This is a genomic window from Gordonia phosphorivorans, from assembly GCF_042432625.1.
Classification (GTDB): domain Bacteria; phylum Actinomycetota; class Actinomycetes; order Mycobacteriales; family Mycobacteriaceae; genus Gordonia; species Gordonia phosphorivorans.
On the sequence record NZ_JBHLWV010000011.1, the window covers coordinates 135,186 to 148,710 of the forward strand.

General features: G+C 70.8%; 11 protein-coding genes. 6 read left to right on the forward strand and 5 right to left on the reverse strand.

The window, feature by feature from the left end; translation table 11 throughout:
* Positions 1–123 precede the first annotated feature (123 nt).
* On the forward strand, positions 124–2,049 hold the full coding sequence (gene asnB, locus ACFFJD_RS03105) for an asparagine synthase (glutamine-hydrolyzing) (protein ID WP_382360760.1): 1,926 nt from the start codon (positions 124–126) through the stop codon (positions 2,047–2,049).
* A gap of 91 nt (positions 2,050–2,140) precedes the next feature.
* Here the strand turns inward: asnB and ACFFJD_RS03110 are convergent, their stop codons facing one another.
* The 3 genes from ACFFJD_RS03110 to ACFFJD_RS03120 all read right to left on the reverse strand — a co-directional run bounded on the left by ACFFJD_RS03110 (position 2,141) and on the right by ACFFJD_RS03120 (position 4,823).
* Positions 2,141–3,130, reverse strand: coding sequence for a carbohydrate kinase family protein (locus tag ACFFJD_RS03110; protein WP_382360763.1), 990 nt, complete (start codon positions 3,128–3,130; stop codon positions 2,141–2,143).
* A gap of 77 nt (positions 3,131–3,207) precedes the next feature.
* A complete protein-coding gene (locus ACFFJD_RS03115; RefSeq protein ID WP_382360766.1) occupies positions 3,208–3,558 on the reverse strand; it encodes a HesB/IscA family protein in 351 nt (116 codons plus the stop codon).
* Positions 3,559–3,632: 74 nt separating this feature from the next.
* Positions 3,633–4,823 (reverse strand): glycerate kinase family protein, encoded by a 1,191-nt coding sequence (locus ACFFJD_RS03120; protein WP_382360769.1) that lies wholly within the window; start codon positions 4,821–4,823, stop codon positions 3,633–3,635.
* A gap of 64 nt (positions 4,824–4,887) precedes the next feature.
* Between ACFFJD_RS03120 and ACFFJD_RS03125 the strand changes: the two genes are divergently transcribed.
* Genes ACFFJD_RS03125 through ACFFJD_RS03135 form a run of 3 tightly spaced genes read left to right on the forward strand, consistent with a single transcriptional unit; the run spans position 4,888 to position 7,855 of the window.
* The gene (locus tag ACFFJD_RS03125) at positions 4,888–5,565 is read left to right on the forward strand and encodes a DUF3043 domain-containing protein (RefSeq protein ID WP_382360772.1); all 678 of its coding nucleotides are present in this window, start codon (positions 4,888–4,890) and stop codon (positions 5,563–5,565) included.
* Between the two features lie 6 nt (positions 5,566–5,571).
* Positions 5,572–7,086, forward strand: a complete 1,515-nt coding sequence (gene cobT / locus ACFFJD_RS03130) for a nicotinate-nucleotide--dimethylbenzimidazole phosphoribosyltransferase (protein ID WP_382360775.1) — start codon at positions 5,572–5,574, stop codon at positions 7,084–7,086.
* Entirely contained in the window at positions 7,070–7,855 is a 786-nt protein-coding gene (locus ACFFJD_RS03135; protein WP_512700349.1) for an adenosylcobinamide-GDP ribazoletransferase, read from the forward strand. The genes cobT and ACFFJD_RS03135 overlap by 17 nt, the downstream gene beginning before the upstream one ends.
* Position 7,856: 1 nt before the next feature.
* Here ACFFJD_RS03135 and ACFFJD_RS03140 read toward each other — a convergent pair whose 3' ends face one another.
* Entirely contained in the window at positions 7,857–8,957 is a 1,101-nt protein-coding gene (locus ACFFJD_RS03140; RefSeq protein ID WP_382360778.1) for a branched-chain amino acid aminotransferase, read from the reverse strand.
* A 61-nt stretch (positions 8,958–9,018) separates the two neighbouring features.
* Complete coding sequence (gcvT, locus tag ACFFJD_RS03145; protein ID WP_382360781.1) at positions 9,019–10,128, reverse strand: glycine cleavage system aminomethyltransferase GcvT; 1,110 nt, start codon at positions 10,126–10,128, stop codon at positions 9,019–9,021.
* A 25-nt stretch (positions 10,129–10,153) separates the two neighbouring features.
* Between gcvT and ACFFJD_RS03150 the strand changes: the two genes are divergently transcribed.
* Entirely contained in the window at positions 10,154–11,683 is a 1,530-nt protein-coding gene (locus ACFFJD_RS03150) for a leucyl aminopeptidase (protein ID WP_382360784.1), read from the forward strand.
* Between the two features lie 117 nt (positions 11,684–11,800).
* Positions 11,801–13,525, forward strand: coding sequence for a 2-oxoglutarate dehydrogenase, E2 component, dihydrolipoamide succinyltransferase (gene sucB / locus ACFFJD_RS03155; RefSeq protein WP_382360787.1), 1,725 nt, complete (start codon positions 11,801–11,803; stop codon positions 13,523–13,525).

Consider the following 13,525-nt stretch of genomic DNA (forward strand, 5'->3'; position numbering starts at 1 on the left):
GAGCCCGGGAGTTGGCCCGGTCGGAGGTGTCTGCGGCATAGTGGACGGGCAGTCCACGGTCGCGCCGAGGACCTGCGTCATCTACCTGTTTACCTGTTCTGGAACCGAAGGGACGCTGCCACTGTGTGTGGACTACTCGGAATGCTCACCGGTGACGGCTCCGCGTCGTCGCTCGTCGAACTGATCTCCGGCGCCTCGCGCTGCATGCGACACCGGGGTCCCGACGACGCGCTCACCTGGAACGACGACGACCTGGTGCTGGGCTTCAATCGCCTGTCCATCATCGACATCGAGCATTCCCCGCAGCCCCTGCTTTGGGGTCCGCCCGAGCAGCCGCAGCGGTACGCGCTCGCCTTCAACGGTGAGATCTACAACTACCTGGAGCTGCGCGAGCAACTGCAGGAGGAGTTCGGTGCGCAGTTCGCCACCGAGGGCGACGGCGAGCCCATCGTGGTCGGCTTCCACCACTGGGGCCCGGACGTGGTGCGCAAGCTGCGCGGCATGTTCGCCTTCGCGATCTGGGACACGGTGACCAAGAGCCTGTTCATCGCGCGCGACGCGTTCGGCATCAAGCCGCTGTACCTGGCCACCGGCCCCGGCGGCACCGCGTTCGGCAGCGAGAAGAAGAGCCTGCTGCAGCTTTTGGATGCGCTGCAGCTCTCGGATGCGCTCGACCCGCGCGCCATCGAGCACTACACCGCACTGCAGTACGTTCCGGAGCCCGAATCGCTGCACGCGGACATCCGTCGCCTCGAGTCGGGCACCTATGCGACGCTCACCCCGGGCAGCGCGCCGGCGGTGACTCGCTACTTCACCCCGAAGTTCACCATCCGCCCGTTCCTGCGCGACGGCGAGCAGGCCCGCTACGACGAGATCGCCGAGGTGCTGCGCGATTCGGTGGCCAAGCACATGCGCGCCGACGTGACGGTCGGCTCGTTCCTGTCCGGCGGTATCGACTCCACCGCCATCGCCGCCCTGGCGATCACGCACAACCCCGACCTGATCACCTTCACCACCGGCTTCGAGCGCAGCGATTACTCCGAGATCGACGTGGCCGCCGAATCCGCGGAAGCCATCGGCGCCCGCCATGTGGTCAAGGTGGTCAGCCCCGAGGAATACGTCGCGGCGATCCCGAAGATCATCTGGTATCTCGACGACCCGGTGGCCGACCCCGCCCTGGTGCCGCTGTACTTCGTGGCCGCCGAGGCCCGCAAGCACGTCAAGGTGGTGCTCTCCGGTGAGGGCGCCGACGAACTGTTCGGCGGCTACACCATCTACAAGGAGCCGCTGTCGCTGAAGGCCTTCGATCGGTTGAGCCCGCGTCTGCGGCGCGCCGCCGGCCGACTGTCCGATCGCATCCCGGAGGGCACCCGCGGCAAGAGCCTGCTGCACCGCGGTTCCTTGACGCTGGAGGAGCGCTACTACGGCAACGCCCGCAGCTTCGACGACGCGCGTCTGCGGCGAGTGCTGCGCAACTACCGCCCGGAGTGGACGCACACCGATGTGACCGCCCCCGTCTACGCCGAGAGCGTCGGCATGGATCCGGTGGCCCGCATGCAGCACCTCGACCTGTTCACGTGGCTGCGCGGGGACATCTTGGTCAAGGCCGACAAGATCACGATGGCCAACTCGCTGGAGCTGCGCGTGCCGTTCCTGGACAAGGAGGTCTTCGACGTCGCCGAGGGCCTGCCCTTCGACCAGAAGATCGCCAACGGCACCACCAAGTACGCGCTGCGCAAGGCGCTCGAGCAGATCGTGCCCGCGCACGTGCTGCACCGACGCAAGCTCGGCTTCCCGGTGCCGCTGCGGCACTGGCTGGCCGGCCCGGAGATGTACGACTGGGCGCGCCAGGTGATCGTCGATTCGGACACCGACCACATCTTCGACAAGCAGTTCACCCTGCAGATGCTCGACGAGCACCGGGCCGGCACCGTCGACAACAGTCGACGGATCTGGACCGTCCTGTGCTTCATGATCTGGTACGGGATCTTCGTCGACGGCTCCATCGATCCGCAGATCGACGAGCCGGACTACCCGGTACTCCTCTAGAACCGCCCCGGTCCCTCCCCCGCTGAAGACTGCTGAAAATCGAGGGGTCCGCGGGCAATATGTCCGCGGACCCCCCGCTTTTCAGCACTCTTCAACGCGCTGGGTGTCGNTAGAGCACCGCGCGGATGTCGGCGGCGGCCGCGTCACCGTAGGCGGCGCGGACCCGCTCCAACGCGGAATCGCGGTCCCACACCCAGCCCTGCGTCGACTCGCATTCGAGCACCAGGGTGGCCACCATCGCACCCAGCTGGGCGGCGCGCTCGTAGCGCAGCCCGCGGGACAGACCGGTGAGGAAGCCCGCACGGAAGCCGTCGCCCACCCCGGTGGGGTCGCTCTGCTCGTTGACCGGCACCACCGGCACGTGCAGGGTCGCCTCGTTCTTCGGCGCGATCTCGATGCCGCCGCCGCCCTTCGTGGTCACCCGGACCTCGACCAGCTCGGCCACCTCCGCCTCGGACAGACCCGTCTTCTGCAGCAGCAGGCCCCACTCGTATTCATTGGTGAACAGGTACTGGGCGCCCTCGATGAGACCGCGGATGGTGGGGCCGTCGAGCCGGGCCAGCTGCTGCGACGGATCGGCGGCGAACGGGATGTTGTGATCGCGGCACAGTTCGGTGTGCCGGACCATCGCGTCCGGGTCGTCGGGCGCGATCAGCACCAGATCCGGGCGACCGGTCTCGTCGAAGACCTCGGTGACGTCGATCTCACGGGACTCGGACATGGCGCCCGGGTAGAAGAACGCCAGCTGCGCCATGGTCTCGTCGGTGGTGCAGGTGAAGCGGGCGGTGTGCTGGGTCCGGGAGATCCGAACGCCGCGGCAGTCGACGCCGTGCTCGGTGAGCCACTCGCGGTAGTCGCCGAAGTCCTCGCCAGCCGCACCGATCAGCAGCGGGTTGCCGCCGAGTGCGCCGATCGCGAAGGCGATGTTGCCGCCGACGCCACCGCGCCGGACCAGGAGATCCTCGGTGAGGAAGCTCAGCGAGATGTGCTCCAGCTGGTCGCTGAGCAACTGTTCGGAGAACTTTCCGGGGAACTTCATCAGATGGTCGGTCGCCAGCGACCCGCAGACAGCAATGAACATTCGTCCACGATAATCGGCACACAGACGACACCGGCCGCCTCCCCCTGCTTGGGGAAGGCGGCCGGTGTCGATTCAGGTCAGTTGAACGAGTCGCCGCAGGCGCAGCTGCCGGTCGCGTTCGGGTTGTCGATGGTGAAGCCCTGCTTCTCGATCGAGTCGACGAAGTCGATGGTGGCGCCCTGCATGTACGGCACGCTCATGCGGTCCACGGCCAGCTTCACGCCGCTGAACTCGGTCACGACGTCGCCGTCGAGGGTGCGGTCGTCGAAGAACAGCTGGTAGCGCAGGCCCGCGCAACCACCCGGCTGCACCTCGATGCGCAGGGCCATATCGTTGCGGCCCTCCTGGTCGAGAAGTGCCTTGGCCTTGGCGGCGGCGGAATCGGTCAGGACCACGCCCGTCTGGGCGGTCTCATTCTGGACGGTCATGGATGCTCCCTCTAGTCGTGGCGCGAACGGCGATACTTCTCCAACCGTTCGCTACAACGGTACTCCGTACCCGGTTATTCCCCCACTGTGTACTTTTCCCCAGCGCCCGTTTCCTCATCATCCCGGTCCCCGGCGTCCGGTTCCCCGGCGTCCGGTTCCCCGGCGCCGTTCTCCGCGAGCGGCTGCCCCGCGGCGCCCGGCGCCGCCGGACCCGCCCAGGCGGCCGCCACCTCCGCGGCGAGCTCGGTCAACCGCGGTCCCGCCTGACCCAGCGCCTCTTCGATCGAACCCGCGTGGTGCACGAGCGAATGCACCTCGCCCAGGTCGGGCAGCACCCGCACCGGCAGGGTGGACTGCCCGGCGAAGACCATCACCGGAACGCCCGCCCGATGGGCCTCCGCGGCCACCACCGCGACGAGCTTGCCGCGCAGGGTCTGCGAATCCAACCGCCCCTCCCCCGTGATGACCAGATCGGCGTCGGCGATCTTCGCCAGACGCCCGGTCTGCTCGGCGACGAGGGCCGCACCGGAGACGCGACGTCCGCCCCAGGCCAGCAGGGCCGCCCCCAGCCCGCCGGCCGCGCCCGCGCCGGGGGTGTCCGCCACGTCGACGCCGCACTCGACGGCCAACTGCTCGGCCCAGTCGGCCAGCCGCTGTTCCAGCCGCGCCACCGTCGCCGGATCGGCCCCCTTCTGCGGACCGAAGACGCGCGCCGCGCCGTGCTCGCCGAGCAGCGGGTTGTCCACGTCGGTGGCGACGATCAGGTCGACGTCGGCCAGCAGACGACGGGCCGCGCCGCAACCGCCGAGCCGCTCGGAGGCGCCGCGTCCCCCGTCGGTGCTCGACGACCCGCCGAGGCCCACGACGATGGTCCGGCAGCGCGCCAACAGGGCCGCCGAGATGAGGTCGCCCACACCCGCGGTGGTGGCCGCGACGGCCGTGCCCGGATCGGGGTCGCCGCCCAGCAGGTGCAGACCGCAGGCCTGGGCCACTTCGATGTAGCCCACCCCCGAATGCAGCAACCAGGAGGCCCGCACCGGCTCGCCGAGCGGGCCGGTGACCGTCTGGGTGCGCACCTCGCCGCCGAACGCCGTGGCCAGCACCTCGATGAATCCCGGGCCGCCGTCGGACTGCGGCGCCAGCACCACCGTGTCCTCCGGTCGCCCCGCGTGCCAGCCCGCGCCGATCGCCGCGGCGGCCTCCACCGCATCCAGGGTCCCCCCGAACGAATCCGGCATCACCGCCACCCGCACCCCACCACTCATGCCCCGACCTTAGTAGCGCGATCGCCGTCGAACCGGGCTTTGCCGATGGCCTAAGCTCGAGTGCGTGAAGTTGCCCTGGAAATCCGGTGCCGAACCGGTTGACGAATCCTCCGAGACGAGCGTCGACGACGCCGCGACCACCGATTCCGCACGCGTATCGGCCCGTTCCGGCGCCACCACGCCGGGCAAGGGCCGTCCGACCCCGAAGCGTCGCGACGCCCAGGCCCGCAAGCAGGGCCCGGTGGCCCCGCCGCCGACCAACCGCGCCGAGGCTCGGGCCCGCCGCAAAGCGGAGAAGTCCACCCTCAGCAAGGAAGAGCGCAAGGAACTGCGCGCCGAGCGCAACAAGGCGCGTTCGGAGCAGCGCGAGAAGATGATGTCCGGCGACGAGAAGTACATGATCGCCCGCGACCGCGGTCCCGTCCGCGCCTACGCGCGCGACCTCGTCGACTCGCGCCGCAACTTCGCCGGCCTCTTCATGCCGTTCGCCATCGTGCTGATCGTGGCGATGATGGTCCCGGACTTCGCCTTCTACATCAATTTCCTGATGCTGGCGTTCGTCGTGTTCATGCTGATCGACTCGGTGATTCTGGGCCGCATGGTGAACAACCGGGTGAGCGAGCGCTACCCCGACTCCACCGACGGCGGTATCCGGCTGGGCTTCTACGCGTTCACCCGCGCCATGCAGCTGCGGATGATGCGGGCACCGCGCCCCCGCGTCTCCGTCGGCGACGAGGTCTAGCGCCGAATGCGCACGCTGGTCCTGGGCGGGACCCGATCGGGCAAATCCGCCCGTGCCGAAGCACTCCTGGCCGGCCACGACGACGTCCGACGCCTCACCCCGGCACAGGCGCCTGCCTTGGCGGCCGCCCTGCTCGACGACCCGGACACCCCCACCCTGATCGATCACCTCGGCCACTGGCCGGGCGACGTCGAGGCGGTGTCCGCGGCGATCGCAGCCTTCCGCGGTGACCTGGTGATCGTCAGCGTCGACACCGACGACCAGGCCGAGGCCAACCGCGCCGTGGCCGAGGTCTGCGAGCACGTCGAGTTCCTGGTGGCCGGTCGCATCTTCACGCCGTCCGGCGCCGTCGCCGCCCGCACCGCGCCGACCCCGCCCGCTCCCCCTCCGGCCGCTCCCGTGCCGACACCGGCCGCGCCGACACCGGCCTCACCGACACCGGCGGACGCGAGCGGCACCGCGCTGCCCGATCCCACCGACGCCGAGGTCTTCGACGTCATCGAACTGCCCGACGAGGACGTCGCCGAGGCGGCCCGCGCTCGACTGCTGACCCTCACCAAGCCCCCCAACTCCCTCGGTCGCCTCGAGGACCTCGGGGTGTGGATCGCGTCCTGTCAGGGCGTGTGCCCGCCGCGGCCCATCACCGATCCGCAGGTGGTGGTCTTCGCCGGTGATCACGGCGTCGCGCGCGACGGCGTGTCCGCGTTCCCGGCCGAGGTCACCAGGCAGATGGTGGCCAACATCGCCACCGGCGGCGCGGCCATCAACGTGCTCGCGCGCCGGGCCGGGGCCACCGTGCAGGTCCTCGATCTCTCCGTCGACGTCGACGACGCCGACCCGCACGTGGCCCGCTACAAGGTGCGTCGCGGCACCGGCGACCTGCGCCGCGGCGAAGCCATGTCGCTCGCCGACGCCCGCAAGGCCGTCGCCGTGGGGCGCGCCGTGGCCGATCAGCTGATCGATGCCGGCGCCGATCTGCTGATCGCCGGCGACATGGGCATCGGCAACACCACCCCGGCCGCGGTGCTCACCGGCACCGTCACCGGTAAGGAACCGGTGGTCGTGGTGGGCCGCGGCACCGGCATCGACGACGCAGGCTGGATCCGCAAGACCGCGGCGATCCGCGACGGCCTGCGTCACGGTCGCCGGCACCGGCACGACCCGCTGTCGCTGCTGGCCGCCGTGGCCGGCCCGGATCTGGCCGCGATGGCCGGTTTCCTCGCACAGAGCGCTCTGCGGAAGACACCCGCGATCCTGGACGGCATGGTGGTCACCTCGGCCGCCCTGGTGGCCAACGTGCTCGCTCCCGGCGCCGTCGCCTGGTGGTGCGCCGGCCACCGGTCCACCGAACCGGCCCACGGTTTCGCGCTGGCCGAACTCGGCCTGGAACCGATCCTGGACCTGTCCATGCGCCTGGGCGAGGGCTCCGGCGCGGCCACCGCCCTGCCGATCGTGGTCGACGCCGTCGACATCATGATCGACATGGCCACCTTCGGCGAAGCCGGTGTCGACCAAGCGTGAGTCGCCGGTGGGCGCACTCCATGTGGCACTGAGCTGGATGACGGTGCTGCCGGCTCCACAGCCCCGAACGGCACCCGATGCCCGGGTCGGCGGCGCGGTGATCGCGGCGCTGCCGGTGGTCGGCCTGCTGCTCGGCGCGGCCACCGCCGCCATCGGGCTCGGCCTGAGTCTCACCGACCTGCCGGACGCCCTGATCGGCGCCCTCTGCGTGGCCTTCGGGGCCCTCGCCACCCGCGGTATGCACCTGGACGGCGTAGCCGACACCGCGGACGGCCTGGGTTGCTACGGCGATCCCGACCGGGTGCGCGCGGTGATGCGCAGCGGCGACGTGGGACCGTTCGGCGCGGCCACCCTCGCCCTCGTGCTTCTGGTCCAGAGCCTGGGGTTCGGCGCGCTCATCGACGAGAGTCGTTGGTGGACCATCGCTTTGGTGATCTTCCTGGGCCGAGTGGCGGTACTCGTCGCGTGCCGTCGAGGCCTGCCCGCCGCCAACGCGGACGGCTTCGGTGCGCTGGTCGCGGGCAGCCAGCGCCTGTCGATTCCGGTCTGGCTGGCGGTCGCCGCCGCGGCCGCGGTCGGCGTCGGCCTACTCGACGACCCGATTCCGGGGGCGGTCGCCGGCGCAGTGGCGGCCGTGTTCGCGGTGGCCGTCTTCGCCTACACCTTCACCCGGCACTGCGCGCGCCGGATGGGCGGGGTGTCCGGCGACGTCCTCGGCGCCACGATCGAACTGTCGACGACGCTCGCGCTGATCGTCGTGCTCGTCTGACCTACCCGTGGAGGGTGGTCATCCAGCCGTGGGTGTCGGCGAAGGTGCCGCGCTGCAGCCCGGTCAGGGTGTCGCGCAGGGCCTGCGTCACCTCGCCGGTGCTGCCGTCACCGATCAGGTAGTCGTCGGCCGCGCCCTTGACCCGACCGACCGGGGTGATGACGGCGGCGGTGCCGCACGCGAAGACCTCGGTGATGGTGCCGTCGGCCGCACCCCGGCGCAGTTCGTCGGTGGTGATCTTGCGCTGGGTCACCCGGTAACCGGCATCCGAAGCCAGCGTGAGCAGCGAGTCGCGCGTGATGCCGGGCAGCAGCGAACCGGACAGTTCCGGGGTGACGATCTCGGCGTCGGAGCCGCTGCCGATCACGAAGAACAGGTTCATGCCACCCATCTCCTCGATGTAGCGACGTTCCACGGCGTCGAGCCAGACCACCTGGTCGCAGCCCTGCTCGGCGGCCTGCGCCTGCGCCAACAGCGAGGCGGCGTAGTTGCCGCCGAACTTGGCGGCGCCGGTGCCGCCCGGCGAGGCACGCACGTACTCGGTGCTCAGGTAGACGCTGACCGGCTTGACGCCGCCGGAGAAGTACGCGCCGGCGGGCGAGGCGATGAGCACGAAGCGGTACTCGTCGGCCGGGCGCACGCCGAGGCTGGCCTCGGTGGCGAACATGAACGGGCGCAGGTAGAGCGCCTCTTCACCGCCGGCCGCGGGCACCCAGCGGTGGTCCACCGCCAGGAGCTCCCGCAAGGAGCCGACGAAGTCTTCGACGGGCAGGGGCGGCATGGCCAGTCGCTGCGCCGAGGCGATGAACCGTTCGGCGTTGGCCTCGGGACGGAACGCGGCGATGGTGCCGTCCGGCTGACGGTAGGCCTTGAGGCCCTCGAAGATCTCCTGCGCGTAGTGCAGCACCATGGCCGACGGATCCAGGGCGATCGGCCCGTACGGCGTGACCTGGGCCCGATGCCACCCGCGGGTGCGGTCGAAGTCGATCGACACCATGTGATCGGTGAAGTGCCGACCGAAGCCCGGCGATTCCAGGATCTCGGCACGACGGCCGTCCGAGACGGGATGGGGGTGATCGGTGCGGACGAACTCCAGGGTCATGGGTTCAACAATACCGATCGCCCGCAATCGCTTTACGGCCTACCGACGCCGACGGGAGTCCTCAGACGTGACTGTCGACGAACGGCGGATTGACCACGGTGGCCGTCACACCGCGACCGCGCACGTCCACGGTCACCTCGTCGCCCACCGAGAGCCCGGCGAGGGTGTCCACCAGCGCCAACCCGATGCCCACCTTGAGCGTGGGCGAGAAGGTGCCCGACGTGCACACGCCGATCTGCTCGCTGCCCGGCGCCAAGTGCACCGTGCAGCCGCCGCGCAGGATGCCGCGTCCGGTGGCCTTGAGCGCGACCAGGCGGCGGGCCGGGCCCGCAGCGCGCTCGGCGAGCAGGGCCTCGCGTCCGAAGAAGGCGGGCTTGTCCCAGCCGACGGCCCACGAGCTGCGGGCCTGGAGCGGCGTGATGTCCTCGCTCAGTTCGTGTCCGTGCAGGGCGTAGCCCATCTCGGTGCGCAGGGTGTCGCGGGCGCCGAGGCCGGCGGGCAGACCCTCGCGCGCGGTCACCTCCGCCAGCAGCGCATCCCAGACCGGCCCGGCGTCGTCCCAGCGCGGCAGCACCTCGTAGCCGCGCTCTCCGGTGTAACCGCTGCGGCAGATACGCACCGGGTAGCGCGCGTCGCCGAGCACCAGTTCCCCGTCGGCGAACGCCATGTACTCCATGTCCGACGGCAGGCCCAGCGCGTCGAGGACCGCCGGCGCCTGCGGACCCTGGACCGCGAAGACCGCGTAGTCGCGATGCTGATCGGTCACCGTCACTCCGTCCGGAGCGGCCGCCGTCAGCGCGGCGACCACGGCGGCGGTGTTGGCGGCGTTGGGCACCAGGAACACCTCGTCGTCGCCGACCAGGTAGGCGATCAGGTCGTCGATCACGCCGCCCGCGTCATTGCAGCAGAGGGTGTACTGCGCCTTGCCGGGGGTGATCTTGGTCAGATCGTTGGTCAGTGTGCTGTTGATCAGTTCGGCGGCCCCCGTACCGGTGACGAGCGCCTTGCCCAGGTGACTCACGTCGAACAGACCCACCGCGGCGCGCACCGCCTGATGCTCGGCACCGGTGCCGGAATACGAGACGGGCATGTCCCACCCGCCGAACTCGGCGAAGGAGGCGCCCAGGGCGGCGTGACGGTCGGCGATCGGGCCGGCGAGCAGTGCAGTCATGCGGACCACCGTAGAGTGGATCGGCGTGAGCAGCAACGACATCCTCGACCGTGACCGTGGCCCGCGCATCGAGCTGGCGACGGCCCTGACCAAGACCGACGACGCCCTGGTGATCGGACTGATCACCGCCGATTCCGACGGTGATGAGACCGAGCCCACTCTGCTCGTCACCGACGACCTCCTCGACGACGAGACCGCCGAGGCGGTGATGCACGCGCTGCGCGCCGTCGCCGCCACCGGCAAGGCCGGCGAGGTGGTCACCGTGCCGGCGCCGGCCGGACTGCCGGTGCGCCTGCTGGTGGCCGTGGGTCTGGGCAGCGCCGACGACGCCGACGACGCCGAGAACGTCCGGCAGGCCGCGGGCAACGCCGTCCGCGCCCTCGACGGCGTCGACACCGTCGCCGCCACCCTGGGCGCGGCGAACCTGAGCGCCGCCGCCGAAGGCTTCTACCTGGGCGCCTACCGCTTCGACGAGTTCCGATCGGCGAAGTCGCGGTCCGATCGTCGCCCGCCGAGCCAGGTGTCGCTGCTGGTGTCGCAGAAGACCAAGCAGGCCAAGGCCGACCTGCAGCACGCGCTGGTCGTCGCCGACGCCGTCGCCCTGGCCCGCGACTTCGTGAACACTCCCCCGAGCCACCTGTTCCCCGGCGAGTTCGCCGAGCGCGCCAAGCGAGTCGGCGCCGCCGCCGGTCTGACCGTGGAGATCCTCGACGAGCAGGCCCTCGCCGACGGCGGCTACGGCGGCATCCTGGGCGTCGGGCAGGGCAGTTCCCGCCCGCCGCGCCTGGTCCGCCTGTCGTACGCCCCGTCCGGTGCCGCCAAGACGGTGGCGCTGGTGGGCAAGGGCGTCACCTTCGACACCGGCGGCATCTCCATCAAGCCCGCCGCGGGCATGGAGCAGATGACCTCGGACATGGGCGGTGCCGCCGCCGTCATCGCCACCGTGGTGGCCGCCGCCGAGCTCGGCCTCGACGTCGCCGTCACCGCGACGGTGCCGATGGCCGAGAACATGCCGTCGTCCACCGCGCAGCGCCCCGGCGACGTGCTCACCCAGTACGGCGGCACCACCGTCGAGGTGCTCAACACCGACGCCGAGGGGCGGCTGATCCTGGCCGACGCGATCGTGCGCGCCTGCGAGGACGAGCCGGACTACCTCATCGACACCGCCACCCTGACCGGCGCCCAGATGGTGGCCCTGGGCACCCGCACCCCGGGTGTCTTGGGCACCGACGAGTTCCGCGACCGCGTCGCCGCCCTGTCGCAGGGCGTGGGCGAGCACGGCTGGCCCATGCCGATGCCCGCGGAGCTGCGCGCCGACCTGAACTCCCGGGTGGCCGACCTGGCCAACGTCACCAACCACCGGTGGGGCGGAATGCTGTCGGCCGCCATGTTCCTGAAGGAGTTCGTGGCCGACGACATCGGCTGGGCGCACATCGATGTGGCCGGTCCCGCGTTCAACGCCGGCGGCCCGTTCGGGTACACCGGTAAGGGCGGAACCGGGGTGCCGGTCCGCACGCTGATCGCGGTCCTCGAGGACATCGCCACCGCCGGATAATTCGTACCCGCAGGTAACTCGTCAGTGCCGCGAAGCCGGTGAGCCGAAAGGGTAGGGTTTATCCGGCAGGACCGTCGACCGGCACAGTTCATCACTGGATTTAGGGAGCAACACGCAATGGCCTTCTCCGTCGAGATGCCCGAACTGGGTGAAAGCGTCACCGAAGGGACCGTCACCCAATGGCTGAAGAGCGAGGGTGACACCGTCGAGGTGGACGAACCGTTGCTGGAGATCTCCACGGACAAGGTCGACACCGAGATCCCGTCGCCGTTCGCCGGAGTCCTGGTCAAGATCCTCGCCCACGAGGACGACGTGGTGGAGGTCGGCGGCCAGCTGGCGCTGATCGGCGAGGCCGGCGAGTCCGCGGGCGAGGCTGCGGCCGCTCCCGCCGCCGAGCCCGAGGCGGCACCGGAACCCGAGGCCGCCCCCGAGCCCGAGCCTGCTGCAGCCCCCGCCGCTGCTGCCCCCGCCGCCTCCGCCCCGGCCTCCGGGAACGACGTCACGATGCCGGAGCTCGGCGAGTCGGTCACCGAGGGCACCGTGACCCAGTGGCTCAAGCAGGTCGGCGACGAGGTCGCGGTGGACGAACCGCTGCTGGAGATCTCCACCGACAAGGTGGACACCGAGATCCCCTCGCCGTTCGCCGGTGTGCTGCTGGAGATCCTCGCGCAGGAAGACGACGTGGTCGAGGTCGGCGGCCGTCTCGCCGTGATCGGAGAGGCCGGTGCCGCGGCCCCCGCCGCCGAGGCCCCCGCCGCCGCGACACCCGCCCCCGCCGCACCCGCCCCGTCGACGCCTGCTCCCGCTCCGACACCGGCACCCCCGGCTCCCCCGGCTCCTGCTCCGGCCGCACCTGCTCCGGCCCCGGCCACCGAAAGCGCACCCAAGGACATGGAGTCCACCCCGTACGTGACGCCGCTGGTGCGCAAGCTCGCAGCCGAGCACAACGTCGACCTGGGTGCCCTCACCGGCACCGGCGTCGGCGGCCGCATCCGCAAGCAGGACGTGCTCGCGGCAGCGGAGGCGGCCAAGGCTTCGGCTGCCGCCCCGGCGGCTGCGGCCGCTCCGGCGAAGACCGCACGCCCGGCCGCGGCAGCGGTCGGTTCCGCACTGTCGGCGCTGATCGGCACCGTCCAGCCGATCACCCGGATCCGGCAGATCACCGCCGCGAAGACCCGCGAGTCGCTGGCCTCCAGCGCCCAGTTGACGCAGGTCCACGAGGCCGACATGACCCGGATCGCCACGCTCCGGGCACAGGCCAAGGCCGGCTTCAGCGCCGCCGAGGGCGTCAACCTCACCTTCCTGCCCTTCTTCGCCAAGGCGGTGGTCGAGGCGCTCAAGGTGCACCCGAACATCAATGCCTCCATCGACGAGGGCAAGAAGGAGATCACCTACCACGGTCAGGTGAATCTGGGAATCGCCGTGGACACCCCGCAGGGCCTGCTGTCGCCGGTGATCCACAACGCCGACGATCTGTCGCTGGCCGGACTGGCCCGCGCCATCGCCGACATCGCCGAGCGCGCTCGCTCGGGCAACCTGAAGCCCGACGAGCTCTCCGGCGGAACCTTCACCATCACCAACATCGGCAGCCAGGGCGCCCTGTTCGACACCCCGATCCTGGTGCCGCCGCAGGCCGCCATGCTCGGCACCGGCGCGATCGTGAAGCGCCCCGTGGTGCTCACGGCCGAGGACGGCACCGAGTCGATCGCCGCGCGTTCGATGGTCTACCTGCCGCTGACCTACGACCACCGGCTGATCGACGGCGCCGACGCCGGCCGATTCCTCACCACGGTGCGTCAGCGCCTGGAGGCCGGCGAGTTCGCCGCTGACCTGGGTCTGTAG

Bases quoted from the DNA above. Each gene is read 5' to 3' on its own strand.
- sucB (WP_382360787.1), top strand. From the start codon at position 11,801: ATGGCCTTCTCCGTCGAGATGCCCGAACTGGGTGAAAGCGTCACCGAA.
- ACFFJD_RS03120 (WP_382360769.1), bottom strand. From the start codon at position 4,823: ATGAGTGGTGGGGTGCGGGTGGCGGTGATGCCGGATTCGTTCGGGGGG.
- gcvT (WP_382360781.1), bottom strand. From the start codon at position 10,128: ATGACTGCACTGCTCGCCGGCCCGATCGCCGACCGTCACGCCGCCCTG.
- cobT (WP_382360775.1), top strand. From the start codon at position 5,572: ATGCGCACGCTGGTCCTGGGCGGGACCCGATCGGGCAAATCCGCCCGT.
- ACFFJD_RS03115 (WP_382360766.1), bottom strand. From the start codon at position 3,558: ATGACCGTCCAGAATGAGACCGCCCAGACGGGCGTGGTCCTGACCGAT.
- ACFFJD_RS03140 (WP_382360778.1), bottom strand. From the start codon at position 8,957: ATGACCCTGGAGTTCGTCCGCACCGATCACCCCCATCCCGTCTCGGAC.